This window comes from Terribacillus saccharophilus, from assembly GCF_000725365.1.
Classification (GTDB): domain Bacteria; phylum Bacillota; class Bacilli; order Bacillales; family Amphibacillaceae; genus Terribacillus; species Terribacillus saccharophilus.
Window position 1 is genome coordinate 797252 of the sequence record NZ_CP008876.1, and the last position, 23840, is coordinate 821091.

27 protein-coding genes are annotated in these 23840 nt (G+C 42.4%); 20 read left to right on the plus strand and 7 right to left on the minus strand.

Translation table 11 applies throughout. The features are described 5' to 3' along the window. Positions 1–161 precede the first annotated feature (161 nt). Together GZ22_RS04155 and GZ22_RS04160 are read right to left on the minus strand one after the other, a co-directional pair. Positions 162–581 carry an organic hydroperoxide resistance protein gene (locus GZ22_RS04155; protein ID WP_038559014.1) on the minus strand — a complete coding sequence of 140 codons (420 nt, stop codon included), beginning with the start codon at positions 579–581 and terminating at the stop codon, positions 162–164. A gap of 3 nt (positions 582–584) precedes the next feature. Continuing rightward, positions 585–1025, minus strand: coding sequence for a MarR family winged helix-turn-helix transcriptional regulator (locus tag GZ22_RS04160; RefSeq protein ID WP_038559017.1), 441 nt, complete (start codon positions 1023–1025; stop codon positions 585–587). Between the two features lie 162 nt (positions 1026–1187). Between GZ22_RS04160 and celB the strand changes: the two genes are divergently transcribed. The 5 genes from celB to GZ22_RS04180 all read left to right on the plus strand — a co-directional run bounded on the left by celB (position 1188) and on the right by GZ22_RS04180 (position 4477). Continuing rightward, complete coding sequence (gene celB / locus GZ22_RS04165) at positions 1188–2501, plus strand: PTS cellobiose transporter subunit IIC (protein ID WP_038559020.1); 1314 nt, start codon at positions 1188–1190, stop codon at positions 2499–2501. Between the two features lie 168 nt (positions 2502–2669). After that, positions 2670–3254: a hypothetical protein gene (locus GZ22_RS04170; protein ID WP_038559023.1), complete on the plus strand. Its 585-nt coding sequence runs from the start codon at positions 2670–2672 to the stop codon at positions 3252–3254. Positions 3255–3338: 84 nt separating this feature from the next. Further along, a complete protein-coding gene (locus GZ22_RS04175; protein ID WP_051748014.1) occupies positions 3339–3626 on the plus strand; it encodes a hypothetical protein in 288 nt (95 codons plus the stop codon). Positions 3627–3839: 213 nt separating this feature from the next. Beyond that, on the plus strand, positions 3840–4001 hold the full coding sequence (locus tag GZ22_RS18550; protein WP_164072025.1) for a hypothetical protein: 162 nt from the start codon (positions 3840–3842) through the stop codon (positions 3999–4001). Continuing rightward, entirely contained in the window at positions 3998–4477 is a 480-nt protein-coding gene (locus tag GZ22_RS04180; protein WP_038559025.1) for a GNAT family N-acetyltransferase, read from the plus strand. Before GZ22_RS18550 ends, GZ22_RS04180 begins: the two co-directional genes overlap by 4 nt. 18 nt (positions 4478–4495) lie before the next feature. Here GZ22_RS04180 and GZ22_RS04185 read toward each other — a convergent pair whose 3' ends face one another. Further along, a complete protein-coding gene (locus tag GZ22_RS04185; RefSeq protein WP_038559028.1) occupies positions 4496–5506 on the minus strand; it encodes an STAS domain-containing protein in 1011 nt (336 codons plus the stop codon). Between the two features lie 257 nt (positions 5507–5763). Then, positions 5764–6612 (minus strand): YitT family protein, encoded by an 849-nt coding sequence (locus GZ22_RS04190; RefSeq protein ID WP_217258988.1) that lies wholly within the window; start codon positions 6610–6612, stop codon positions 5764–5766. Positions 6613–6844: 232 nt separating this feature from the next. On the opposite strand from GZ22_RS04190, the gene GZ22_RS04195 reads away from it, so the two are divergent. The 14 genes from GZ22_RS04195 (at position 6845) to gdh (ending at position 19879) form a co-directional block, all read left to right on the plus strand. Next, on the plus strand, positions 6845–7843 hold the full coding sequence (locus tag GZ22_RS04195) for an acrylyl-CoA reductase family protein (protein ID WP_038559030.1): 999 nt from the start codon (positions 6845–6847) through the stop codon (positions 7841–7843). Positions 7844–7960: 117 nt separating this feature from the next. Further along, positions 7961–8101, plus strand: a complete 141-nt coding sequence (locus GZ22_RS18555) for a hypothetical protein (protein ID WP_164072027.1) — start codon at positions 7961–7963, stop codon at positions 8099–8101. A 144-nt stretch (positions 8102–8245) separates the two neighbouring features. Next, complete coding sequence (locus GZ22_RS04200) at positions 8246–9112, plus strand: GAF domain-containing protein (protein ID WP_084160804.1); 867 nt, start codon at positions 8246–8248, stop codon at positions 9110–9112. A gap of 89 nt (positions 9113–9201) precedes the next feature. After that, complete coding sequence (locus GZ22_RS17965; protein WP_051748015.1) at positions 9202–9921, plus strand: hypothetical protein; 720 nt, start codon at positions 9202–9204, stop codon at positions 9919–9921. A gap of 13 nt (positions 9922–9934) precedes the next feature. Beyond that, a complete protein-coding gene (locus GZ22_RS04210; protein ID WP_051748017.1) occupies positions 9935–10735 on the plus strand; it encodes an alpha/beta hydrolase family protein in 801 nt (266 codons plus the stop codon). Next, entirely contained in the window at positions 10710–11126 is a 417-nt protein-coding gene (locus GZ22_RS04215; protein ID WP_038559033.1) for a GNAT family N-acetyltransferase, read from the plus strand. The genes GZ22_RS04210 and GZ22_RS04215 overlap by 26 nt, the downstream gene beginning before the upstream one ends. 40 nt (positions 11127–11166) lie before the next feature. Continuing rightward, complete coding sequence (locus GZ22_RS04220) at positions 11167–11349, plus strand: DUF4177 domain-containing protein (protein WP_038559035.1); 183 nt, start codon at positions 11167–11169, stop codon at positions 11347–11349. 11 nt (positions 11350–11360) lie between these two features. Next, positions 11361–11831, plus strand: coding sequence for a GNAT family N-acetyltransferase (locus tag GZ22_RS04225; RefSeq protein ID WP_038559038.1), 471 nt, complete (start codon positions 11361–11363; stop codon positions 11829–11831). A gap of 445 nt (positions 11832–12276) precedes the next feature. Continuing rightward, positions 12277–13677 carry a cytochrome ubiquinol oxidase subunit I gene (locus tag GZ22_RS04230; RefSeq protein WP_038559041.1) on the plus strand — a complete coding sequence of 467 codons (1401 nt, stop codon included), beginning with the start codon at positions 12277–12279 and terminating at the stop codon, positions 13675–13677. After that, positions 13664–14680 carry a cytochrome d ubiquinol oxidase subunit II gene (gene cydB, locus GZ22_RS04235; protein ID WP_038559044.1) on the plus strand — a complete coding sequence of 339 codons (1017 nt, stop codon included), beginning with the start codon at positions 13664–13666 and terminating at the stop codon, positions 14678–14680. Before GZ22_RS04230 ends, cydB begins: the two co-directional genes overlap by 14 nt. Next, positions 14680–16401: a thiol reductant ABC exporter subunit CydD gene (gene cydD, locus GZ22_RS04240; protein ID WP_038559046.1), complete on the plus strand. Its 1722-nt coding sequence runs from the start codon at positions 14680–14682 to the stop codon at positions 16399–16401. The genes cydB and cydD overlap by 1 nt, the downstream gene beginning before the upstream one ends. After that, positions 16388–18121 carry a thiol reductant ABC exporter subunit CydC gene (gene cydC, locus GZ22_RS04245; RefSeq protein ID WP_038559049.1) on the plus strand — a complete coding sequence of 578 codons (1734 nt, stop codon included), beginning with the start codon at positions 16388–16390 and terminating at the stop codon, positions 18119–18121. The genes cydD and cydC overlap by 14 nt, the downstream gene beginning before the upstream one ends. Positions 18122–18215: 94 nt before the next feature. Further along, entirely contained in the window at positions 18216–19076 is an 861-nt protein-coding gene (locus GZ22_RS04250) for a GRP family sugar transporter (protein WP_038559050.1), read from the plus strand. 17 nt (positions 19077–19093) lie between these two features. Continuing rightward, positions 19094–19879, plus strand: coding sequence for a glucose 1-dehydrogenase (gdh, locus tag GZ22_RS04255; protein ID WP_038559053.1), 786 nt, complete (start codon positions 19094–19096; stop codon positions 19877–19879). A gap of 353 nt (positions 19880–20232) precedes the next feature. Here the strand turns inward: gdh and GZ22_RS04260 are convergent, their stop codons facing one another. The 3 genes from GZ22_RS04260 to murA all read right to left on the minus strand — a co-directional run bounded on the left by GZ22_RS04260 (position 20233) and on the right by murA (position 22858). Further along, the gene (locus GZ22_RS04260) at positions 20233–20973 is read right to left on the minus strand and encodes a glucose 1-dehydrogenase (RefSeq protein WP_038559056.1); all 741 of its coding nucleotides are present in this window, start codon (positions 20971–20973) and stop codon (positions 20233–20235) included. A 5-nt stretch (positions 20974–20978) separates the two neighbouring features. Continuing rightward, complete coding sequence (locus GZ22_RS04265) at positions 20979–21485, minus strand: metallophosphoesterase family protein (RefSeq protein WP_038559059.1); 507 nt, start codon at positions 21483–21485, stop codon at positions 20979–20981. A gap of 92 nt (positions 21486–21577) precedes the next feature. Continuing rightward, entirely contained in the window at positions 21578–22858 is a 1281-nt protein-coding gene (gene murA / locus GZ22_RS04270; RefSeq protein ID WP_038559062.1) for a UDP-N-acetylglucosamine 1-carboxyvinyltransferase, read from the minus strand. A 317-nt stretch (positions 22859–23175) separates the two neighbouring features. Here murA and GZ22_RS04275 point away from each other — a divergent pair, with 317 nt between their 5' ends. After that, on the plus strand, positions 23176–23817 hold the full coding sequence (locus GZ22_RS04275) for a TVP38/TMEM64 family protein (RefSeq protein ID WP_038559065.1): 642 nt from the start codon (positions 23176–23178) through the stop codon (positions 23815–23817). Positions 23818–23840 lie beyond the last annotated feature (23 nt).

Sequence of the window (23840 nt, forward strand, 5' to 3'; positions counted from 1 at the left end):
TTCGGGAACAGCGCGAGCTGAAGACCCCGCAGTGGTGAACTTTCCACGAGGAGGCTGAGGCCGTGCCCGTGGAAAGCGGAGTGTTCTGCCGAAGCGGCGTTCAAGAATAATATTCGGCTTTAAGAACTGAGTTTTTAGTTATGTCCCAGCCTCTTTTTTTTTTAGGATGCGATAGTTAGTTGTACATCAATGTTGCCTCGTGTTGCTCTGGAATAAGGGCAAGTTTGATGTGCCAGCTGAACCAGCTCTTCAGCTTGTTCTCTTGAAACACCTTTAAGCGTAATGACAAGCTCTACTTCAAGGCCAAATCCACCATCTGATTCTTTGCCGATCGCTACATGAGCGGTTATTTCAGTATGCTCTGGTTTTACACGTTTTTGTCTTGCAACAAGACCTAGTGCACTTTCAAAACATGCTGCATAACCTGCAGCAAAAAGCTGCTCTGGATTAGTACCGGCTTCGCCAGCACCTCCAAGCTCCTTAGGTGTACGTACATCAAGTTTCAATACGCCGTCTTCGGATGCAACATGACCATCGCGTCCTCCAACAGCAGTAACTGCAGTTGTGTATAAAGGTTTCATATCTCAATCGTCTCCTTTTTGTAATTTGGCGGTAATGCTATGCAGTTGATTCAGTAGGACATGGTACGTATCCTCATTTAGGTTAAGATCGCTCCAAATCTCTGCAACGGCACAGGCTGCGTCATCTTTTAATGTTTTTCCTTTTTCTGTAAGATCTACGTATACTCGACGTTCATCTGGCTTTTGACGTATTCTAAGTACCCATCCGGCTTCTTCTAGCCGTTTTATCATAGGTGTCAGTGTTCCAGAGTCGAGCTGCAGCTCGGCTCCAATCTCAGAGACTGTACGATGATCTTGATCCCAGAGAGCTGACAGTATGAGGTACTGCGGATAAGTTATCCCATGAGGAGCAAGTTTATCACGATAAGCTTTTGCAATTTCCTTTGAGGAAGCATACAAAGCAAAACATAGCTGCTTATCTAATGGCAGCGTCTCGATAGACAAGGAATGGCCATCCCCTTTCACTTTAAGTTGTGCACAATTTAATTGTATACAATTACAATGTTATAGCAACAAATAAGCTCATACATATTAATTTATTTTTTGGGCTCATCAAATTGAAAGCGTTTACATAAACTGCTGTAAATCTGCTGAGGAGGTACAGTCATGAGTAAAGTGAATCAGTTCCTGGAGGATAAGGTAATGCCTGTCGCTGCGAAGGTAGCGCAGCAGCGACATTTAAATGCACTCCGTGATGGACTTATTTTATCAATGCCGCTTATCATCATCGGTTCTTTCTTTTTAATTCTAGCCAATTTCCCGATTCAGCCGTATATGGATTTCCTTGCTGAACGGCCGCAGCTCAAGGAGAGTTTATTGTACCCATATCGCGGCACGTTTGAATTGATGACCTTGATTGCTGTATTTGGTATCGGCTATCGTTTGGCTGAGTCATATAAAGTGGATCCACTTGCTGCTGGAGCTGTATCTTTATCAGCATATTTCGTCGGCACACCATATGTAACGTATATCATCGGCAAGACACCTGAAGGCATTGATATTACCGAGACAGCTTATCAAACAGCGATGTTCACAAGCAAGGGGCTTTTTGTGGGGATGCTAATTGCGCTTCTGTGTACAGAAATATACAGATTTATCGTACAGCGTAATTTAGTCATCAAGCTGCCAGACGGTGTACCGCCGGCGGTCGCTCGTTCTTTTACAGCCTTGATACCAGGATTTTTTGCAATCATTGCTATCTGGGTCATCCGACTACTAGTGGAAAACGTAGGTTCCTTCGGTAGTATCCACAACGTCATAACTGTGTTGCTGCAAAAACCGCTCACATCCATCGGAACAAGTCTTGCAGGTACAATGATTATCTTCCTGTTAATTACATTGCTCTGGAGCACAGGTTTGCATGGAGCGACAATAGTCGGCGCTGTAACAGGACCGATTTGGCTGACATTAACAGCAGAGAACGCTAAATCCTTTGAGCTTGGCGAACCAGTGCAGCATATCGTAACAAATGAAATCAATGATATCGTCTTTATCGGAGGTTCCGGAACGACGCTTGGTCTGGTGTTAGCAATGCTGTTATTTGCGAAAAGTCAGCAGATGAAGCAGCTTGGAAGGCTGAGTATCGGGCCAGGTATATTCAATATCAATGAACCAGTACTATTCGGGATGCCTATTGTCATGAATCCACTCCTGATCGTACCCTTTATTTTCACACCGCTTGTCTCGGTGCTGATTACGTATCTTGCTATGGACTGGGGAATAGTTGCAAAGCCAATTGGAATTGTGCCTCCATGGACAATGCCGCCGATTTTGCAGGGTTATTTGATTACAGGAAGCATATCTGGGGCAATTTTGCAGATTGTCATTCTTGCCTTATCGTTCCTGATTTATTATCCATTTTTCAGGCTATGGGATAAACAAAAAGCAGCCGAAGAAAAAGCAGGAGGAGAAGAGCAGTAATCTGCTCTTCTTTCTACATAGAAAACCCTTAATCTAAAGAAGGTGTGAAAAGATAAGGATAGTGGAATGGTAACATAGGGAATCTTTCAATATAGAAAAATTGAAATTTTTGCAGGAAATAGCATAAACAATCGAGAAACAAATAGAAAAAGCTATGGGAGGGGAATTATGACGACGTCGTACGAGGCATTAGTAGCAGAAATGGAACGTATTTCGACAGTGATACAGAAGTTTCCGGAAAACCTGCAAGGTAAGGTTTTCGACATTATGGTAAAAAGCTATCTTGGTGAGCAGGGTTATGGCTATGAGGCAGCAGCAACAGAGGAGCCAGAAACAGAAACAGTACAGCATATTTCGGTTGTCGACTCCAATCGAGTCCAATCAATCAAAAAGCGTCCGATTCGCCGGAATAAGGACTCCTATAGCATGGTGAAAGACCTTGACTTACTAGGTAAAAGCGGTGTGGAACCATTCCGTGATTACCTAGAACGATATGAAGTAAATTCCAATATCAAGTTCAATACAGTGGCAGTCTACTATTTGAAGAATGTCCTGCATATACCGGATGTGACAATTGATCATATCTACACATGCTATAAAAATGGCGAGCGGAAGGTACCAGGCAATCTAAGACAAAGTATTACAGATACTTCTAGCTCTAAATATGGCTATATTAACATGAGTGACAACCATATCACACTAAGTGTCCTTGGAGAAAACCTTGTAGAGTTCGAGCTGAAACAAGAAGCTTAATAATAGTTTGAAGAAAGCGCAAACAAGGAATATGTAATTAGAGCGTTACTGAGTCATCACAAATGAGTGGAGGGAAGTAACAAGATGAAGAAAACGAATATTGGATGGATCGCAGGAGGAACAGTCGCAGTAGCCGCAGCAGCAGGTACCTTTTCTTATTTGAAACGCAAGAAGGAAGATCCAAATGTGACAGGATCAAATTTGCAGGATAAAGAGCGGGAGGACAAGCTTCCAAGTCCTGATGCAAAAACAGATGATGCTGAGAAAGGCTTGAGTGCTCTAGACCACGCATATCGAGAAGAATGGGTGGCTAATACAATCACACCGACCGAAGAAGAAATTAAAGCGGCCGAAGCAAAAGTGAATAAATGATAAGAAGTGTAACCGGCTATGAACTATAGTTCATAGCCGGTTTTGTGTGTACATATTCTTCGAGGGACCTTAATTAAATACAATTCTATAATTGGTGTACAGCTATCCTTCACGGTTAGCTACACTAAACCACAATTAGCTATATTTGTATTGGTTTTCCATATGTTTTCTATTTATAATAGAATAAATTACAACAGAGGGAGTCACAATCTCATGACAGCATTATCTTTTTACACCGTTGCTATCATTGCGCTTATTCTGCTAATTGTGATAGGTCTTATCATCGGTACCTACTTAGGTTTCAGAGCATATAACAAGAGACAGCAACATGCTTATATGGATGAATGGCAAGCAGATCGGAGGCAGCGAGAATGACAATGTATCAGATTGGGCCTATGACGCAGTCGCAAGCTGAATTGATTGCGAACACGTGGAGATATGAAGGCCTCTATGCTTTCTATGATATGGATCAAGATAAAGAAGACTTGGCTGAATTCCTTGATCCCAAAGCAAGAGAAGGAAATGTTTTTACGGTATCACAGATGGAAGATGTGGTTGGCTTTTGCAGTATCCAAACAGAAAATGGTGAAGTAGAAATAGGGTTTGGCATGCGTCCTGATCTGACAGGGAGAGGTTTCGGGCAAGAGTTCGTAACTTTTCTAGTTGATTACATCATAAAAACATATCACCCAGAAAATATTTCTCTTGCTGTAGCTACTTTCAATAAACGAGCCATTACATTGTACGAACGAATTGGTTTTCGACTTACTGAACGTTTCGATCAGCAGACAAATGGTTCGGTGTATCCTTTTATTCGTATGGTGCTAGATGTAAAAAACCTCTCCTACTGAAGGAGAGGTTCGTTAATTTTAGATGATTTGTTTACCCATTTGCCCGAGCGCATAATGGATTCCGTGCTGTAATGTTTGAAAACAGTCGAATGTGGCAAGCGAAATGCCGGAGTTTGTGATCTGCAAACCGAGCTCTGGTGAGATTCCGACTAGTAATGTCTGCGTACCAATCAAGGATGAAGCTGATCCAACCTTGCTGATAAGGTTCGCCGTATATTGGCTAACGTCCTTATCCAGTCCTGTCAGATCAAGCAGCAGGTATCTTGCTTTATATGCTGGTAAATTTTCCAGTGTCTTGAATAACAGCTCCTCGGATCGTTCTTCATCATATTTACCGATTAAAGGAACGACAACGACATGGTCAAGTACAGGGATAATCGGGGAGGATAGATCACGTACCAGTTTTTTCAATTCCCGGGTCTTATCCTCAACTGTCGCTTCCAGCTGAAGTATTTGCTGTGATTCTTTTTTTCGGGCTAACTGATGGATATTCTCAGAAACCGTAACTTCTGAAGGGAAGTAATGGATAACAGTGCTCTCATAGCCTTCCAATTGATAGTGTTCTACCTTGTACCAAATATTCGTTCCGAACAAGCCAGTGAATATACCCGCATAATGGGCAGGCAGGAAGCAACCTCCCTCAGTTTTTCCTTGAGCGATATTTAATTTATGTTCCCAACTGTCAACTAGTTCTGCTGTAAGTGTTCGTTTTTCGGGATCAAGATTCTTGATGGTAGTCCTTCCCCAACCAGCAGAAGCATACGTATTCGTAATCAGTTCCGCAGCTTCATGACTACCAACATTAGGTTTGTTTTGGAAATATTCTCCGACAACCAAACCTTGCCGATATCCTGTTGTTTCAAAAACAAGGTTGGAAACCTCTTCCCCTGAGATCTCCTCTATCGTGTCAAAAAATTCACGCATAGCACTGGAAATCCAAAAAAGTACTGAATCCTGATCTTCGTATAAGAATCTGCCTTTATCCAGTTCCCAAGCAAACTGGAGGCCGCCAATTTCTATCTTGTCCAATGCTTCCGTACCCCTTTTTCGTGCGTTTTATCATCCAAGTAACATTATAAATTTTATCCAGTTACAATGCTAGTTTTGCGGTCACGCAGTAAGTCTTAACTATCATTTCTCTTAAATTGTTTCATTATACCAACCATAGCACATAATACTAATAGATGCTTGTTGGTGTGCAATCTAAAAATTTCAATATGATTTTAACATGTGAATATACGTAACTATAAGAGAAAAGCGTACTAAATTAGCACGCTTTTTTTCTCTTATTTTGTAATATCCATAAATCCTTCACCAAATACATCGCGAACATCATATAACGTGATGAAAGCTTTTGTATCGATAGAGCGAACGATTTTTTTCAATGGAAGCAATTCCTGCTTACTGATAACTACATACAGAATTTCCTTCTGGTTCTGTGTATAGTATCCGCGTCCTTCCAGCAGGGTAACGCCTCTGTCGAGCTTTGTGGAAATTGTTTTGGCGATCGTATCCTTTTGATTGGAGATAATGAATACTGCTTTTTTCGGATTTAATCCTTCAATAACAAATTCCATCACCTTCGTTGCGATATACAGCATGATCACAGTAATTAAAAGCTTTTCTGTGCCGATGATGAACCATGAAGCTGCTACAACAATCAAATCAAAGAACAATAAGGCGAAGCTTGTGTTCCAATCGAGATACTTATTCGCAAGTCGGGCAAGGATGGCAGTTCCAGCTGTCGTACCTCCTACTTTAAGTACAAGTCCGATACCAACACCGGCAAATAGACCGCCAAAGACTGCATTTACAAGTATCTGATCTGACGCTATTTCCCAGCTCTCCGTTAAATGAAGGAAGAAAGAATTCAGTATGACGACAATGATTGTATAAAAAACGGTCTGCTTATCTAGGAATCGGTATCCTATGATAATCAGAAGACCATTCAATATTAAGTTCATAATACTCGGAGCCCAGCCAAGAGCATAAAATAAGATAATAGTAACACCTGTTACGCCGCCTTCACCCAATTCACTAGGGATGGCGAATATATTCACTGCCAGGGCAAATAGAAAGGATCCAGCCATGAGGAATACCAGGTCTTTGAGGAAGTGCTTCTTTATCTGTTTCATCTGATAACCTCCTTTTAATATATTGTTTCTTCTCTGATAGACCACGAGATTATATCACACTGCAATATAGCTTGCCATATTACTTGACAAGATTTTGAAAGATTATCTTCCTGTTTTGTAAATGCTGCAGAAAGGGTAATAACATACAGAAAATGATTTCTTCAGCAAAATGCGCATAAATTGTGTCTGATTATGAAAAAGATTAATATGTAGATAGTAGGAGGGTATGCAGATGAATGAGACATTTAAAGCATTGATTGCAGATAAACAAGGAGAAGATTTCTCTGTTCAAGTGAAAGAATTGACCGTTGACCAGTTGCCGGAGGGAGAAGTATTGATTAAGGTACACTATTCCGGAGTCAACTATAAAGATAGTCTAGCGACAATACCGAATGGCAATGTAGTGAAGTCTTATCCTATCGTACCAGGTATAGATTTAGCTGGAGAGGTAGTTTCCTCTGAGGATGAACGTTTCCAGCCGGGTGATCATGTTATTGCTACGAGCTATGAAATTGGGGTTGCACGACATGGGGGATACAGCGAATACGCAAGAGTACCAGCTGATTATATCGTTCCAGTGCCAGAAGGAATGACGACGAGAGAAGCAATGATTATCGGAACAGCAGGGTTTACAGCTGCACTTTCAGTTCAGCGTCTGTTGGAGAACGGTCTGGATAAAGAAAATGGTCCAGTACTTGTTACTGGAGCAACCGGAGGAGTAGGAAGTTTTGCGGTAGCTATATTGTACAAGCTGGGCTTTGAGGTGGAAGCAAGTACAGGCAAACAAGAGGAACACGAATATCTGAAGGAGCTTGGAGCTGCTCGTATTATTGCACGCGACGAGGTGTATGATGGCAATCTAAAGCAAATCGCAAGCCAGAGATGGGCAGCAGCAGTCGATCCGGTCGGCGGGGAGCCGCTTGCATCTGTCCTTAGCCAGCTCAAGTATAACGGATCTGCTGCAGTAAGCGGATTGACTGCCGGAGGTAAAGTTCCCACCAGTGTCTTCCCATTCATTCTTCGTGGGATCAACTTACTTGGTATAGATTCTGTTTATTGCCCGAAACCAACACGGGAAAAAGTATGGCTGCAGCTGGCAACTGCTTTCAATCCTGGAGATTTGGAACGTTTCGTTATCGACGAATTGACGCTGGAGCAATTGCCGGAAGCATTACCTAAGTTATTACAAGGTCATGCCCGCGGCAGATATCTTGTCCGAATCGGGGAATAAGTGTGACACTTATGTGTCAGTGAAATTTGAACTGTTTGTGAACATCGTCACAAATTGTTTTCCTTTGCGTTAAACCATGGCATAATCATAATCAAATGACTATGTGAGGTGCACAAAATGATCTATCTTTTAATTGTGTTCGCAGTAGCTTGTGTTGTTGGCTGTTTTGCAGCTTGGTTGAAAATGGTCAAGCAAGACGGAGAGCAATTTGCAAATGTGACGGAAACTCAGACAGAAACATATAAAAAAGCTAATTAAATAATTTTAGCGTGCTGCTCAGGCGGCGCGCTTTTTTTATGTGCCAAAATTACTAACTTTTCTTTGTGAAATGTGTTATAACTTAATCTAATTAGGGTAAAGGTATGATATTCGAATTATGTTTAAGGAGAAAGGTACTTGGAAATGAAAACATTTGCAGAGATGACCAAAAGTGTAAGTGCTTTTGATAATTTCGATGAAGCGGCACAAGGTGTGCTAAATATTATCAGTGAATTCGTAAAGATTAACACATTATTTATCGCTAAAAATGACACCGTTCATAATCAAATCATTAAAGTGGTTAATCAGAAAGAAAAACTTCTTCAAGAAGGAGAAAAGCTTCCTTTCAATGAGACATTGTGCAAGCTCAGTGTCGATCACGGGAGAGAAATTCTAATTATCCCTGACTTGGCGAATAGCGAATTATCTCAATCACTCGATGTAGCAAAGAACCTGGCGGGCGGTAGCTTTATCGGGATTCCGATTTATTTTGAGAACGGAGAAAACTACGGAACCATTTGCGGGCTTGACTCGAAATCATTTCCGTTTACGGAAGAACATGTTCGTTTATTTGAAACGATGGCTTCACTTTTGACTTTTGTATTAGAGCTTGATAATGCCAACAAGCAGATACAAAATCTATCGGCGCCATTCGTTCCGATTACTTCTGGGGTTGCAGTGCTTCCCATCATCGGATTTATCAATGAGGACAGATCTGAAAAAATCATTCAGCTATCTTTGCAGAAGAGCCAGGAGCTGAATTTGGATTACCTAGTAATCGACTTATCTGGTATCTCTCAGATTGATCATGTTGTAAGCAATTCTTTATTAAAGATAGCCAACTTACTGAAGCTTATCGGTGTGGAACCAATTCTAACCGGATTCCATCCGGATTTAGCATTAAAAGCTTTATCTCTGCAGATGGAATTAAAAGACATAACAATAGAAGCCAATTTGGAACGTGCATTGAATAAGATCGGACTAAATTTGGAGAAGCGTGATAGATTGTAAAACCAGACAGTGATAATTGTCTGGTTTTTTTGTTTAGGTTTGATCCAGAGTGGAAATGGGTTAGCATCTGATGGAGAGGAAGAAGTATCTTGCTGTTAACAAGTTTCGTATTTGTTTGTCTTTTCGCAGTGATTCATTTTTTGTCAGCATATTTCGATCATATACCTGCTGGCATTAGATATCGGCTGGGATCTATCTCAGGAGGAATAACAATTGCTTACGTATTTTCCATTACCTTACCGAATCTCAGCACGACACAGGGAACCGTAGAGAAATCAACCTCGAGTAATCTTGTTGATATGCTGAACAGTCATGGTTTTCTAGTGGCCATGCTTGGCCTGGTAATGAATTATGGCTTGGAAATGATGCAGTCAGCATATAGGGAGGAAAATCCTCGTCTGCATGTGCGTGCTGCTATTCCTGTTGCCTACTATGTGCTTTTCAATATCATAACAGGATATCTTTTATTGCATGGTCAAATAGGAAATGCACAGGAAACTATATTCTATTTTACTGCTTTAGGTATTTATTTGTTTTCATCAGATTTGCAACTCTCTCAGGAAAGTCCGCGCTTTTTCAGGAGAATAGGCAGATGGCTGCTTTTAGTCGGAGTACTTGGTGGCTGGCTTCTTGGTACGACTTTTTCATTAGGTGCAGGAACCCTGTCCAGCCTATATGCGTTCGTTTCGGGAGGCATTATCTATCATGCAATCAAAGGACAAATGCAGGAACAAGGAAAATTAGCGGCGTTTTTGTATTTCTGTATCCCTTGTATTCTCTATACAATCATCTGGATAATGGTAAAATAAGGAGGAATTTAAAATGAAGAAGACACTCGTATATAAACATAAGGATACACTGCTGCAAGGCTCTGTACATATTCCTGAAGGCAAAGGACCGTTTCCTGCACTTCTCATGCTGCATGGCTTCGCTTCAAATCGTATGGGAAACCAGGATAGTTTTGTACGAATGGGGAATCAGCTGGAATCTGCCGGCTTCGTGGTGTTCCGTTTTGACTTCAGTGGTTGTGGAGAAAGTGAAGGAGATTTCTTCGATTTGACCGTATCGAGGGAAATAGAAGAAGCAATCGCACTTATTCATTTTTGCCGCCAGCATCCTGAGGTCGATCCAGATCAATTCCATTTGCTAGGGATGAGTCTTGGAAGTGTCGTAGCCAGTATAGCTGCCGGTAAGCATCCGGAGCTGATTAAGTCGCTTTGCTTATGGTCACCAGCAGCTGTGATTGTCGATGAAATCATGAAGCAAGGCACCATCCAAGGAAAATCCGTCGATATCATTAAAAAGCAAGGTTACATGGACATACGCGGTAGAAAGCTTGGACCTGCATTAATAGAAGATGTAAAGACATTAGACATTTATGGAACAGCTAAAAGCTACCAAGGTCTAGTGAAAATCATCCATGGCGACGCAGATGACATTGCCCCAATTGTGTATGCGGAGAAGTATATGGAGGTATATCCAGAATCGGCAGAACTTGTGACAGTATCTGGGGCAGATCATGGCTGGGCAAGCCTTGAAGACAGGGGTATCCTATTTGACGAAACCGAGCGTTTCTTTTTGAGAGGCGGAAACGAAAATGAGGATAATACAGGAGAGCAATGAAGAAGTAAGTCAATATATCCGGGAAAGACTTATTGCTTATAATGCAGAACAGCTCCCAGCAGAGGTGAAATCAAAAAAGGAAACCGCTGCGTTTACAGTTCGAGATGAAGCAGGGAGTATAGTAGGTGGTGTTACCTGCACACTTTTCTGGCAGCATATGCATATTGATTTTCTTTGGGTGGAGGAAACAAAACGTAAGGAAGGCCTAGGTGCAAAGCTATTAGCCGAAGCTGAGAATTTCGCCAAACAAAAAGGTGCTAGACTTATCAAACTTGATAGCTTTAGCTTTCAGGCTCCTCGTTTCTACGAAAAACATGGCTATACAGTGTACGGGAAATTAGAGGATCATCCGGTTGGACATACCCAATATTTTTTGGTTAAAAGACTGTAGATACATTTTGTTAAATAGGAGATACAAGGGGGAAGCGTGGATGTTGACATACGCATTTGAAACAATTCAGATGAAGGCTTTTTCGGGTAAGATGAAAACAGACTATCGGGAAGTTGTGCAGGAATACGCTCAAAAAGGCTGGCGTTTACATAGCATGAACCCGATTCCAGGGCATGACGGAATGGCTCTAAGTATCGAGCTGATTTTCGAACGGGAAGCGTAAGAGGTGGAAGTATGCGAATTAGGGAAATAGAAGAAAAAGATAATCAGCCAGTCGAGCAGCTGATCCGGACATGCTTGAAGGAATTCGGTGCTGATAAGCCTGGAACAGCCTGGAGTGATCCTGAACTTGGTCGCTTCTATTATTTATACCAGCAGCCAGGTTCTAAATACTGGGTTGTGGAAGAAGAAGGAACGATTGTGGCAGGCTGTGGAATTGGCCCTGTAGAAGGACATCCGGAAGTGTGTGAACTCCAGAAAATGTATGCAGCCAAAAATACCCGAGGAACGGGTGTTGCCCAAGATCTACTGCAGACAGCTCTAAATTTTGCCGGACGGCATTATAATCGCTGTTACTTGGAGACGCTGAGCAATATGAGCGCTGCAAATCGTTTCTATCTGAAGCAAGGTTTTCAACGTTTGGATAAGCCATTAAGTGAAACAGAGCATTATGCTTGTGATGTGTGGTATATCAAAGATTTATAATTAATGGATAGAAGGCGAGCTATTGCACGGTTAGCCAATTGTTATAGAGGCATGGTATATCATGTACTGGCTGTTGCCGGGAAAAGAAGATAAGTGTTCTGTAATGGACCGCTAGTCCGCCGAAGCAGACTGCAAAATCTGCATAGTTTACAGCAAGTACTAGAACTAAGTTTACCGGAATTTGCCTCTGCGACTATTCGAGATTTATCAGCCAAATGAAACAACAGTTATAAATTTATGTCAAAATAAATTCATATTAACTACTTGAAAATCCCTTTCGAAGGGATTTTTTTGTTTGTTAACAAAGCTGTGACGATTACGCCACAAATTGTTCAATATTTCACAATCCCAAATAGGAAAGCAGGAGTATACTAAATGTAACAGGACATTGTGACTATTTTCACAAAGTTTCCGGTAAAATTATGAAAAGAAAGAAGGCGGCAAAATGGATGTTGTAGAGCTTTCGCGTATCCAATTTGCATCAACGACATTGTTCCACTTCCTATTCGTTCCGTTAAGTATAGGTTTGGCATTCATCATTGCAATCATGGAAACGATGTATGTGGTCAAAAAAGATGATAAATATAAAAAAATGGCGAAGTTCTGGGGTCATATATTCCTAATTAACTTCGCAGTCGGTGTTGTCACCGGTATATTACAGGAATTCCAATTCGGGATGAACTGGTCGGAATACTCACGTTTTGTAGGAGATGTTTTCGGTGCACCGCTTGCTATAGAAGCGTTGCTGGCATTCTTCTTGGAGTCCACATTCCTTGGTTTGTGGATTTTCGGTTGGGATCGCTTGCCGAAATGGGTGCATGCATTATGTATTTGGCTTGTGTCTCTAGGTACGATTTTCTCCGCATTCTTTATTCTGTCTGCGAACTCATTCATGCAGCATCCAGTCGGAGAAGTATTGCAAAATGGCAGGCTTGAGATGAATGACTTCTTGGCAATCATGACAAATGGTCAGCTTTGGGTCGAATTCCCGCATACAGTCTTCGGTTCGTTCGCGACTGGTGCATTATTCATCGTAGGTATTAGTGCCATTGCGCTCTTGCGCAAGAAACATGTGGCATTTTATAAAGGTTCATTTAAGATTGCTATTGTTGTCGCGTTGATCAGTGGTATTGGTATCGCACTTTCTGGTCACGAGCAAGCATTGTATTTAGTTGAAACACAGCCAATGAAAATGGCTGCTAGTGAAGGTCTATGGGAAGATAGTGCCGATCCTGCTCCTTGGACAGTATTCGCTAATATTGATACAGAAGCGAAAGAAAATACGGGCGAGCTTAAAATCCCTTATGTATTAAGTTTCTTATCATACGGTGAGTTCAGCGGTTCAGTTGAAGGTATGAATTCGTTGCAGGAACGATATACAGATCTATATGGTCCTGGCAATTACATCCCGCCGGTTAAGACGACATTCTGGAGTTTCCGTGTTATGACGGTACTAGGCGGAGCAGTTCTTGCTTTATCCATCTGGGGTGCTTATCTTTATGCACGTAAAAAACTTGTTAATAGCAAATGGTATTTGCGCATTATGATCGTTGCAATCAGTTTTCCATTTATCGGCAACTCTGCCGGTTGGATTATGACTGAAATCGGTCGTCAGCCTTGGGTTGTGTTTGGTTATATGAAAACAGAGGATGCGGTCAGTGCTGGTGTCACAGCTGGAGAAGTTCTTTTCTCCCTTATCACTTTCTCGGCCATGTACTTGATTCTGTTCGCGGTCATGATTACATTATTCGTCCGTGAAATCAAAAAAGGACCAGAGCATGATATAGAAGAAACAGAACCAATCGCAGATCCATTCACGAAGGAGGGTCAACATGCTTTCTCTTAATGAATTCTGGTTTATCCTCGTCGCTGTTTTGTTCGTTGGCTTCTTCTTCCTGGAAGGCTTCGACTTCGGCGTCGGGATTGCAAGTAAATTTGTAGCTAAAGATGATTTGGAAAAACGCGCATTCATCAATTCAATCGGTCCATATTGGGATGCAAATGAGGTATGGCTGATTACAGCTATTGGTGCAATGTTCGCAGCCTTCCCTAACTGGTATGCGTCCATGCTAAGCGGTTTTTATCTTTGTTTCGCTTTCATTTTGTTCGGGTTAATCGGGCGGGGTGTAGCATTTGAGTTCCGCGGTAAAGCAGAGCATCCGACATGGCGCAAGACATGGGATTGGGTGATTCTTTTCGGCAGTATCATTCCGCCTTTAACTTTCGGTATCATGTTTACTGCCTTAATCCAAGGTGTGCCAATTGACGAGAATATGCATATGCATGCTGGCATATCCGATGTTATTAACGTCTATACAGTTCTTGGCGGAGTGACATTGACAATGCTTTGCGTATGGCATGGCCTTATCTTCGGAACACTACGCTTGATGGACACATTACGGGAACGCTGCCGTCGTGTAGCGAAGAATTTGCTTCCGATCAATGCAATTTTGTTAGTTGCATTCCTTGGGATGACATTCTTTAAAACAGATATGTTCAGTGTTCATGGCAATATCTTAGAGTATCTATTTATGGTCGGTATTCTTGTTTATATCGCATCAGGCTACTTCATCACACGTAAGCGTGATGGCTGGGCATTCTTAATGTCTGGTTTAATCATGATCCTGTTGATTGCTTCTGTATTTATTGGTCTATTCCCAAGAGTAATGATCAGTTCTATCAGTGAAGCTTACAGCTTGACTGTACAGTCAGCATCATCAGGAGATTATTCTTTGAAAATCATGACTTATATTAGTTTGGCATTGCTGCCATTCGTATTAGGTTATCAAATCTGGAGCTATTACGTTTTCCGTAAACGTGTAGATCATAAGGAGCATATGGAATACTAATGGGCAGAAATTTAATGGCTTACAAAGGAATAAAAACGGTGCTGCTAGGGCTATCCGCATTGACGCTGCTGCAAGCTGTAGCCATTATCTTTCAAGCGAAATGGCTGGCGGAAGCTATCACGCACCTATTCCATGGGGAAAGCTTTACTTCCCAAATACCACTTATAGGCTGCTTTATAGCAGCCTTTCTTGCTAGACAGCTTTTACAGCTGATTATTAAAAAAATATGTTTCCGCTTCGCAGAAGCAACTGTCGCGGATATGCGGAAAGCATTTTTGGAAAGTGTATTCAAGCTGGGGCCACGCTACACTAGACAGGAAGGAACCGGGAATCTGGTTACCTTCTTGCTGGAAGGCGCAGGTAAGCTTCGGGACTATTTGGAGCTATTCCTGCCGAAGCTTGTTTCCAATATGATTACACCTTGGTTAGTACTTATTTATATTTGGATGCACGATGATATCTCTGCTGTTATTTTATTGGTTACCATTCCTATCTTGGTTGCATTTATGATTTTGCTTGGCTTAGCTGCGCAGAAGAAGATGGACAGTCAATGGAAGGCATATCGTATGCTTTCCAATCACTTCGTTGATTCGTTAAGAGGATTGGAAACATTGAAATTCCTAGGTCGCAGCAAGGAACATGGTGAGACGATTGAGAAGGTAAGCGGACAGTACCGCAAATCCACGTTAGGTACATTGCGAATTGCGTTTCTTTCCTCATTTGCGCTGGACTTATTTACGCAGCTTGCCATTGCTTTCGTCGCTGTGACACTTGGCTTACGGTTGATTGATGGTACACTTTTGCTGGAGCCAGCATTGATGATCCTGCTGCTTGCACCAGAGTATTTCCTTCCGATTCGTGAGGTGGGAAATGATTATCATGCGACATTGGATGGGAAAGACGCTGGTGATCAGATGCTTGCAGTTGTCAAGCTTGCAGATGAGAAGCATAAAGGAAATCAAGCAGGAATTTGGAGAGAAGACAGTGAGCTTGTCTTAAACGACGTGACGGTTACGTACGATAATGATCGTCCTGCTTTGTCAGAGATAAAGCTAAGTATTAAAGGAAATCAGAAGGTCGGTTTGATTGGAGCAAGCGGTGCAGGTAAATCGACTTTCGTTGATTTGCTTAGTGGTTTTATTGATCCTATTTCCGGTCAAAGGGAACTGGATGGAATGCCTGTTGATTTCTCAGCTGAAGCTTGGCAGAAACAGACAGCATACATTCCGCAGCACCCATTCATCTTCCAAGGTAGCATCAAGGATAATGTAAGGTTTTATGAGCCGGAAGCCACGGATGAACGAGTAGAAAAAGCGATTGATCATGCTGGGCTCAGAGCGGTTGTCGAAAGACTTCCAGAGGGATCAGATACTTTAATTGGTGAAGGGGCCCGGGCATTGAGCGGCGGTCAGGCACAGCGTGTTGTATTAGCACGGGCATTCTTAAGTGATCGTTCGATTGTTCTGCTGGATGAACCTACTGCACAGCTTGATATTGAAACGGAATATGAATTGAAAGAAGTAATTGAGGAGCTTGCTGCAGATAAACTGTTGTTCTTCGCATCCCATCGGCTTCATTGGATGCAGGAAATGGATCTGATTGTGGTCATGAATAACGGGAGAATAGCAGAGTGTGGTACGCATGAACAATTAATGGCAAACCGTGGCTTATATGTTCGTTTGCTCGAAGCACAAATGGGGGATAATCATGAAGCATCGTGACTGGATCATGCCATATGTTAAAAGATATAAGTATCGCATGCTGACCATATTGCTGCTAAGTATGCTGACAGTCGGATCAGCAGCAGCATTGATGTTCACATCTGGCTTCTTGATTTCTAAATCATCACTTCGGCCGGAGAACATCCTGCTCGTGTATGTGCCGATTGTGCTCGTTCGGGCATTCGGACTGGGACGCTCTGTATTCCGTTATTCCGAACGACTGGTGAGTCATGATTTTATTCTCCGGGTGCTGGCAAAGATGCGGACTAGACTTTATCATCTAGTAGAGCCGAAAGCAGCAACGAGCAAATCAATGAAAACCGGAGAAGTGCTCGGTATATTGGCTGAGGATATCGAAAGCCTGCAGGATTTGTACCTGCGTACGATTCTGCCGACTGCATCCGCAGTTCTTCTATATGTTATCAGTATCTGTGCACTCGGTTACTTTAGTGTTGGATTTGCTTTACTTATGGCGATTTACTTCTTCGTACTGGTTGTTGTTATGCCGATTTTCTCGCTATTGCATATGCGTGCGGCCAATCAGGCTTACAAGAAGGATAAGGATAAGCTTTATCAATATGTGACAGATGGTTTCCTTGGCATCCATGATTGGCTGCTGAGCGGACAGAAACAACATTTCTTCAGCCGCTTTTTCAAGCGTCAAGAAACACAGGATAAAGCTGATAAACGGTCAAAAAACTGGTCTTATTATCGTGAATTCATCGGGCAAGTAGTTGTTGCAGCCATGCTTATCACAATGCTTGCTTTTGGTGCCAGCCTGTTTACGGATGGCAGAATAGCAGATGTTTTTATTGCTGCTTTTGTTCTTGTCATCATTCCACTGACAGAAGCGATTTTACCGGTTTCAAATGCTGTAGAAAAATATCCTCGGTATGAGGAGTCGCTAAACCGTGTCACCGAACTCGAATCAGATCAGGAAACAATCGTTGAGGCGGTCTCCTACGAAGGTTCGTTTGAAAATGTGCAGCTGACTATGGATGGTGTAGGATTCGGTTATGAGGAACAGGAAAGTGTTATCAAGAATTTATCACTCGAGCTGACGCAAGGTAAGAAGATTGCCATTATCGGTAAGAGTGGTGCAGGTAAATCAACATTGCTTAAGCTTCTGCAAGGAATGCTGGTTCCAGATTCCGGTTCTGTACGAATCAATGGACATGAAGCATCATCTATTCGTCCGGATATGACAAAACTGGTTTCTGTATTGAATCAAAATCCTTATCTTTTCTACACAAGTGTAGCGAATAACTTGCTGCTGGCAAATGAATCTGCGACTGAAGCAGAAGTGAAAGCTATTATGAAACAAGTCAATTTGCATGATTTAGTAGCTAGTCAGCCAGAAGGCTATCAGACATCAATGCAGGAAACCGGACAGCGTTTCTCCGGCGGTGAGCGCCAGCGTATTGCTTTGGCACGTGTCTTGCTTCAGAATACGCCAATCGTCATGCTAGATGAACCGACTGTAGGTCTGGATCCAATCACAGAACGTGATTTACTGAAGACGATTTTCGATAGCCTGGCAGGAAAATCCTTGCTTTGGGTAACACATCACCTTGTCGGAATGGAACAGATGGATGAAATTATCTTCCTTGAGGAAGGAAAAATAAAAATGCGAGGGACGCATGCACAATTGCTGCAGGAATCAGCGCATTATAGAAAACTATATGAGCTGGACCGCCCAGCGGCACTCCAGCGTGTTTGATTCAAAGCTATATAGCTTTGGATCTTTTTTTATGCATAAATCGATAGAAAGCTCATCATACTACCCGTAAGCATATTGGAAATGGAGTGACGTGATGGATATACTTCTTGCCGTTCTGCCTGCATTGTTTTGGGGTAGTATCGTGTTATTCAATGTCAAGCTTGGCGGGAGCCCTTATCACCAGATTCTAGGTACGACTATCGGTGCTCTGCTGCTTTCGATCGTACTGTATTTCTTCGTACGGCCCGAACTGACCGGCTTTATCTTTTTGATTGGCTTCTTGTCTGGAGTGTTTTGGTCACTTGGGCAAACTTTTCAGCTGAAAAGTGTCCATGCAATCGGTGTTTCTAGAACAATGCCTATTTCGACCGGAGCACAGCTTGTTTCTACTTCTCTTTTTGGTGTGATTGTGTTCGGAGAATGGAATACAACCAGAGCTGTCATTCTAGGAATCCTGGCATTATTGCTGATTATCGTTGGTGCAATCCTTACTTCCCGACGAGCAAAAGGAGAGGGAAACGACGAAGAGAGTCGTGGTGCTTTCCGTAAAGGCCTAATTTACATTGCTATCTCAACAATCGGATATCTCGTTTATGTTGTTATCGCCAGACTATTCGGAGTTGATGGGTGGACTGCTTTATTCCCACAGGCTGTCGGTATGGTTGCAGGCGGAATAATATTGACAGTGAAATACCGACCATATGATTTCTATACCATAAAAAATATACTTCCTGGTTTGATCTGGGCTGCAGGGAATATGTTCTTGTTTATTTCGCAGCCGCGTGTAGGGGTTGCGACGAGTTTCTCTTTATCTCAAATGGGGATCGTCATTTCCACACTAGGCGGTATTTTCATTTTAGGTGAGAAGAAAACGAGGGGACAGCTAATCAGCATTAGTATTGGTATCGTCTTAATTGTTGTTGCCGGTTTCCTCTTAGGCTATACGAAATCATAATAAAAGGAGAGTTTCTAATGTATCCAAGTTTACAAGGTAAAGTAGTCGTCATTACAGGTGCATCTACTGGTCTCGGGAGAGCTATGGCTTTACGCTTTGGCCAAGAAGGTGCCAAAGTGGTCGTGAATTTTTACAATAATGGCGAAAAGGCCGATGAGGTAGTCAAAGAAATCAAGAACAGCGGCAGTGATGCAGTAGCTATACAAGGAAATGTAATGGTGGAAGAGGACGTTAAAAAACTAGTTCAGACAGCTATTGATTCATTTGGTAAATTAGATATCATGATTAATAATGCAGGAGTCGAAAATCCAGTTCCTTCTCATGAATTGCCTCTAAAGGACTGGGACCGTGTTATCGGAACGAATTTGACAGGTGCTTTTCTAGGATCTCGGGAGGCATTGAAGTATTTCGTTGAGCATGATGTAAAAGGAAATATCATCAATATGTCCAGTGTTCATGAAATGATCCCTTGGCCATTATTTGCACATTATGCAGCTAGTAAAGGCGGGGTGAAGCTTTTGACAGAAACATTAGCTCTCGAATATGCTCCAAAACAGATACGTGTGAACAATATTGGACCAGGAGCTATCAATACGCCGATCAATGCTGAAAAATTCGCAGATCCAAAGCAAAAAGCAGATGTAGAGAGCATGATTCCAATGGGGTATATCGGAAAACCAGAGGAAATTGCAGCTGTTGCTGTTTGGCTTGCTTCTGATGAGTCAAGCTATGTAACAGGTATTACATTATTTGCAGATGGTGGTATGACCAAGTATCCAAGCTTCCAAGCAGGAAGAGGTTAAAAAACAGCCTGGGACATAACTAAAGTGTCAGTGCTAAGAACCGAATATTGTTCTTGTGTACCGCTTCGGCAGAACACTCCGCTTTCCACGGGCACGGCCTCAGCCTCCTCGTGGAAAGATCGCCACTGCGGGGTCTTCACCTCGCGCTGTTCCCGTTGGAGTCTCCGTGTTCTACCTGCGCAAGGTGAGACTGTAACGCAACTTTGCTCCGGAAATACACTCCCGCAGGAAAGCGGAGTAAATTTCCGGAGCGGTAGCCTGATGAAGCACAAAAAACCAAACTATACCAATAATGCTCCCCGGTATTGTTTGGTTTTTTGTGATGCTAAAAGGCTTTTGTCTCAGCCTCTTTTTTAGTGTTCATAAATCATCTTGCGAGTCATGCCGCCATCTACAACAAGGTTTTCACCATTGATGAAATTGTTTTCAGCTGATGTCAGAAAAACGCATGCTCTGGCAATGTCAGATGGTGTTCCGACACGTTTGGATAGGTGCTGATCATGATCGACAGGACGAAGGCTGTCGTATTCTTTTGTTTCAATCCAGCCTGGACTTATGCTATTTACAGTAATATATTCATCCTGCAAAGACACAGAAAGTGCATGCGTAAGTGCGACAATCCCGCCTTTGGTAGCAGCGTATGCTTCCGTACCCGGTTCCGACATAGTTGCTCGAGTTGATGCAATGTTTACAATCGAGCCGCCTTTTCCACTTTGCTTCATATATCCGGCAGCTTCTCTGCTGGCTAGGAAAGTACCGCGCAAATTAGTGTTGATGATGCTATCCCATTCTTCGATTTCCAGTTCAAACATATTCTTGAACGCACTAATACCGGCGTTGTTAATCAAGATGTCGATCTGCCCAAAATGGTCAAAGGCTTGCTTCATAAAATTAGTCACTTGCGTGTGTTGACGCATGTCGGCTTGGAGTGCGAGTCCTTCTCCTGCCATTTCCTGCACAGTTTGTTCAACTGCTGCTTGATCTAAATCAACTGCGGCTACTTTTGCTCCTTTAGCAGCGTAATGAAGGGCAACTGCCTTTCCGATTCCATTTCCTGCTCCTGTAACGACAACTACTTTGCCTGTAAATTCCATTACATTCATCCTTTCTTATCATCATAGTTAATATGTTTTAAAGACCAAATACCATCTTCTTCCACAATCAATTCGCCAAATGAGAATTGCTCCTGCCGCCGCTTATCTGTTGGAGATCCGGGGTTGAAAAGCACAAGACCTGCTTCTTCCTTATGAACAGGAATATGTGAGTGTCCGAAGATGAGCAAATCTAGCTGTTCGCCTTCAAATGCCAGCTTCGCTCGCTGTTCAGTAGTTTTTCCTTTTCCGTGTCCATGTGTTAACCCAATTTTTAAACCATGAAAGGTAAGGAGCTGTTTTTTTGGTAAGTTATCAATCAGCTCGGAACTGTCGATATTTCCTGAAACAGCTGTAACTGGAGCGAAAGATGAGAGTGAATCGAGAACACGGCTGTCCTGGAGATCACCAGCATGGATGATATGGTCAGCTTGCTCTAAATAGGGAAGAAGCGCAGCTGGCCAAACCTTTGCCATCCGTGGCATATGTGTATCAGCTAAAATAATGATTCGCATCAGCTTGTCCTCCAATCAGTCTCATAGTACCCTAAAGCATGTTTCAGCAATCATAAAAAACCGCTCACCCAAAAGTAGGGGAGCGGTCGATATTAGAATTGAGTCTGATGCTCAGGTTGATGTAACGTAATATCTGCACCAAGCTGCGTGAACAGTCCGACGATATCCTCGTAACCACGCTGAATATGCTTGACATCCGTGATTTTGGTTACGCCATCTGCTGCAAGACCAGCCAAAATCAAGGAAGTACCAGCGCGAACATCATGTGCTTTTACTGTTGCCGCTGTTAACTTAGCAACGCCATGAATCAGGATCTGATGATCAACCACTTCGATGTCAGCGCCAAGTTTTTTTAGCTCGGCAACATGCCCATTACGGTTTGGATACACTTTGTCCAAAATTGTACTAGAGCCAGCTGCTAAAGTGAGCAGCGTGGTAAGAGGCTGTTGCAAATCAGTTGCGAGTTCTGGATACATGCCTGTCTGGATACGTGCACCTTGCAACGCAGTTCCTGAAGCTGTCATCGAGTCGTCGTCTTCTGTAATTGTCATACCTAGCTCAATTAGTTTGTTCGTACAGCTTGCTAAGTGCTCGGGGATAACATTTTTAACTGTAATCCGGCCATTTGTCACACCTGCAGCCATTAAAAATGCACCAGCAATCAAACGATCCGGAATTACTGTGTGTTCAATTCCACCATGAAGGGATTCAACGCCGTCAATCGTAATCTTCTCTGTTCCGGCACCTTTGATTTTTGCGCCCATTAAGTTCAGAAGGTTCGCTAAATCAACTACTTCCGGATCTTTTGCAGCATTATGCAGTGTTGTGCGTCCTTCTGCTTTTGCTGCTGCCAGCATAGCGTTGATGGTAGCGCCTGATGTTATCACATCAAATGTAATCTCCGCACCTGTCAATTTCTCGCTAGTTACTTCATAATACTGCTGCTTGAAATCGAATGTTGCTCCAAGTGCAGAAAGAGCCTTCACATGCTGATCAATTGGACGGGAACCAAAGTCATCTCCGCCTGGATAACCAATTTGGACAGTTTTAACTTTGTGTAGCAAAGCTCCAACAAAGTAATACGACGCACGGAAATCCGATGTTTTTGCTAAATCAAGTTTTCCGGATGTAATATGTCTGCCGGTAAGCTCATACGTGTTTTTCTCTTTTTCTATCATATGCAAACCGATATCCTCGGCAAGTTCTTTTATCAATAAAATATCCCGGATAGCAGGGATATCATGAATTGTAATTGTCTCATCTGTCAAACAGCCTGCTACAACTAGTGCTAGTGCACTGTTTTTGGCACCTGGAATGGTAACTTCTCCAGTTAGCGGGCCGCTTTTTCTGACTTCAAACCATGCATTGTCCACTCTATTACGCTCCTTGTCTAATTACAGCGCTGAAAGTCAGAAACAAAAGGAATTGAGAAAATAGAGATATACCTAGTTTCTTTGTATAATCCTGTATTTCTGAACAGCCTTTAGCGCTTTTTATCTGCTCTCATATGCACATAAATTTCATTTTACCATTAATCAGCCAAGAAGTAGATAGGGAATAAGTATTCCTGTATGCAGTTTTTACCTATATCTACGAACCTCTAAGGTTAGAGCTTCATATACTAGCGGTAACAGACTTTTGTGCTACAATAAAAAGGACTGGACTATACCAAGAGAAAGGCAGGCTCATCATGAAAAGAAAAAAGGTTGTCAAGGGCACGGCTATCGCGCTGCTTGTACTTTTTCTGCTTTGGTTCGTCCGGGAACATATTAAACTGTCACCTGAGGATATCCAAGGGTGGATTGTTTCATTTGGGATCATTTCTCCATTAATCTACATGGGAATCTATGCGGTTAAACCCGTTATTTTTTTTCCTTCCTCTGTATTATCAATTGCTGGCGGTTTAGCATTCGGCTTTGTTAAGGGGACCATCTTCATTTTGATCGGTTCCGCGGGTGCAGCAATCGTCGCATATTTTCTAGCTCGCTTTTTCTCCGAGCGATTCGGGGATAAGGATTTAGGCGAACGAGTGGAGAAAATCAAGCAGAAATTGCATGACGAAGGTTTCTTTTATGTATTAGTCATGCGGGTGCTGCCGGTTTTCAATTATGATTTGGTCAGTTATGTTGCCGGTCTGACGCGTGTTAAATTCAAGCAATACATGGCCGCCAGTGTGCTAGGCGTGCTCCCGGGGACGATGACTTATGCACTTGTAGGGTCAAGTATCGTATCCTTAAACTATACGTATATCGCTATTATTCTATTGATTATATTGATTTGTGCTCTGATTGGTTTTTGGAAAAGAGACAAGATAAAGGAAATATTGACTTAAGGCAGCTGAGGCTGTCTTTTTTA

Coding starts and splice junctions, on each gene's coding strand:
- cydB (WP_038559044.1), top strand. CDS start 13,664: ATGCTTTCTCTTAATGAATTCTGGTTTATCCTCGTCGCTGTTTTGTTC.
- GZ22_RS04230 (WP_038559041.1), top strand. CDS start 12,277: ATGGATGTTGTAGAGCTTTCGCGTATCCAATTTGCATCAACGACATTG.
- GZ22_RS18555 (WP_164072027.1), top strand. CDS start 7,961: ATGATCTATCTTTTAATTGTGTTCGCAGTAGCTTGTGTTGTTGGCTGT.
- GZ22_RS04155 (WP_038559014.1), bottom strand. CDS start 581: ATGAAACCTTTATACACAACTGCAGTTACTGCTGTTGGAGGACGCGAT.
- GZ22_RS04250 (WP_038559050.1), top strand. CDS start 18,216: ATGGATATACTTCTTGCCGTTCTGCCTGCATTGTTTTGGGGTAGTATC.
- GZ22_RS04220 (WP_038559035.1), top strand. CDS start 11,167: ATGTTGACATACGCATTTGAAACAATTCAGATGAAGGCTTTTTCGGGT.
- GZ22_RS04260 (WP_038559056.1), bottom strand. CDS start 20,973: ATGGAATTTACAGGCAAAGTAGTTGTCGTTACAGGAGCAGGAAATGGA.
- GZ22_RS04210 (WP_051748017.1), top strand. CDS start 9,935: ATGAAGAAGACACTCGTATATAAACATAAGGATACACTGCTGCAAGGC.
- GZ22_RS04190 (WP_217258988.1), bottom strand. CDS start 6,612: ATGAAACAGATAAAGAAGCACTTCCTCAAAGACCTGGTATTCCTCATG.
- GZ22_RS04275 (WP_038559065.1), top strand. CDS start 23,176: ATGAAAAGAAAAAAGGTTGTCAAGGGCACGGCTATCGCGCTGCTTGTA.
- gdh (WP_038559053.1), top strand. CDS start 19,094: ATGTATCCAAGTTTACAAGGTAAAGTAGTCGTCATTACAGGTGCATCT.
- GZ22_RS18550 (WP_164072025.1), top strand. CDS start 3,840: ATGACAGCATTATCTTTTTACACCGTTGCTATCATTGCGCTTATTCTG.
- GZ22_RS04225 (WP_038559038.1), top strand. CDS start 11,361: ATGCGAATTAGGGAAATAGAAGAAAAAGATAATCAGCCAGTCGAGCAG.
- GZ22_RS04175 (WP_051748014.1), top strand. CDS start 3,339: ATGAAGAAAACGAATATTGGATGGATCGCAGGAGGAACAGTCGCAGTA.
- GZ22_RS04180 (WP_038559025.1), top strand. CDS start 3,998: ATGACAATGTATCAGATTGGGCCTATGACGCAGTCGCAAGCTGAATTG.
- celB (WP_038559020.1), top strand. CDS start 1,188: ATGAGTAAAGTGAATCAGTTCCTGGAGGATAAGGTAATGCCTGTCGCT.
- GZ22_RS04170 (WP_038559023.1), top strand. CDS start 2,670: ATGACGACGTCGTACGAGGCATTAGTAGCAGAAATGGAACGTATTTCG.
- cydC (WP_038559049.1), top strand. CDS start 16,388: ATGAAGCATCGTGACTGGATCATGCCATATGTTAAAAGATATAAGTAT.
- GZ22_RS04215 (WP_038559033.1), top strand. CDS start 10,710: ATGAGGATAATACAGGAGAGCAATGAAGAAGTAAGTCAATATATCCGG.
- GZ22_RS04195 (WP_038559030.1), top strand. CDS start 6,845: ATGAATGAGACATTTAAAGCATTGATTGCAGATAAACAAGGAGAAGAT.
- GZ22_RS04200 (WP_084160804.1), top strand. CDS start 8,246: ATGAAAACATTTGCAGAGATGACCAAAAGTGTAAGTGCTTTTGATAAT.
- GZ22_RS04265 (WP_038559059.1), bottom strand. CDS start 21,485: ATGCGAATCATTATTTTAGCTGATACACATATGCCACGGATGGCAAAG.
- cydD (WP_038559046.1), top strand. CDS start 14,680: ATGGGCAGAAATTTAATGGCTTACAAAGGAATAAAAACGGTGCTGCTA.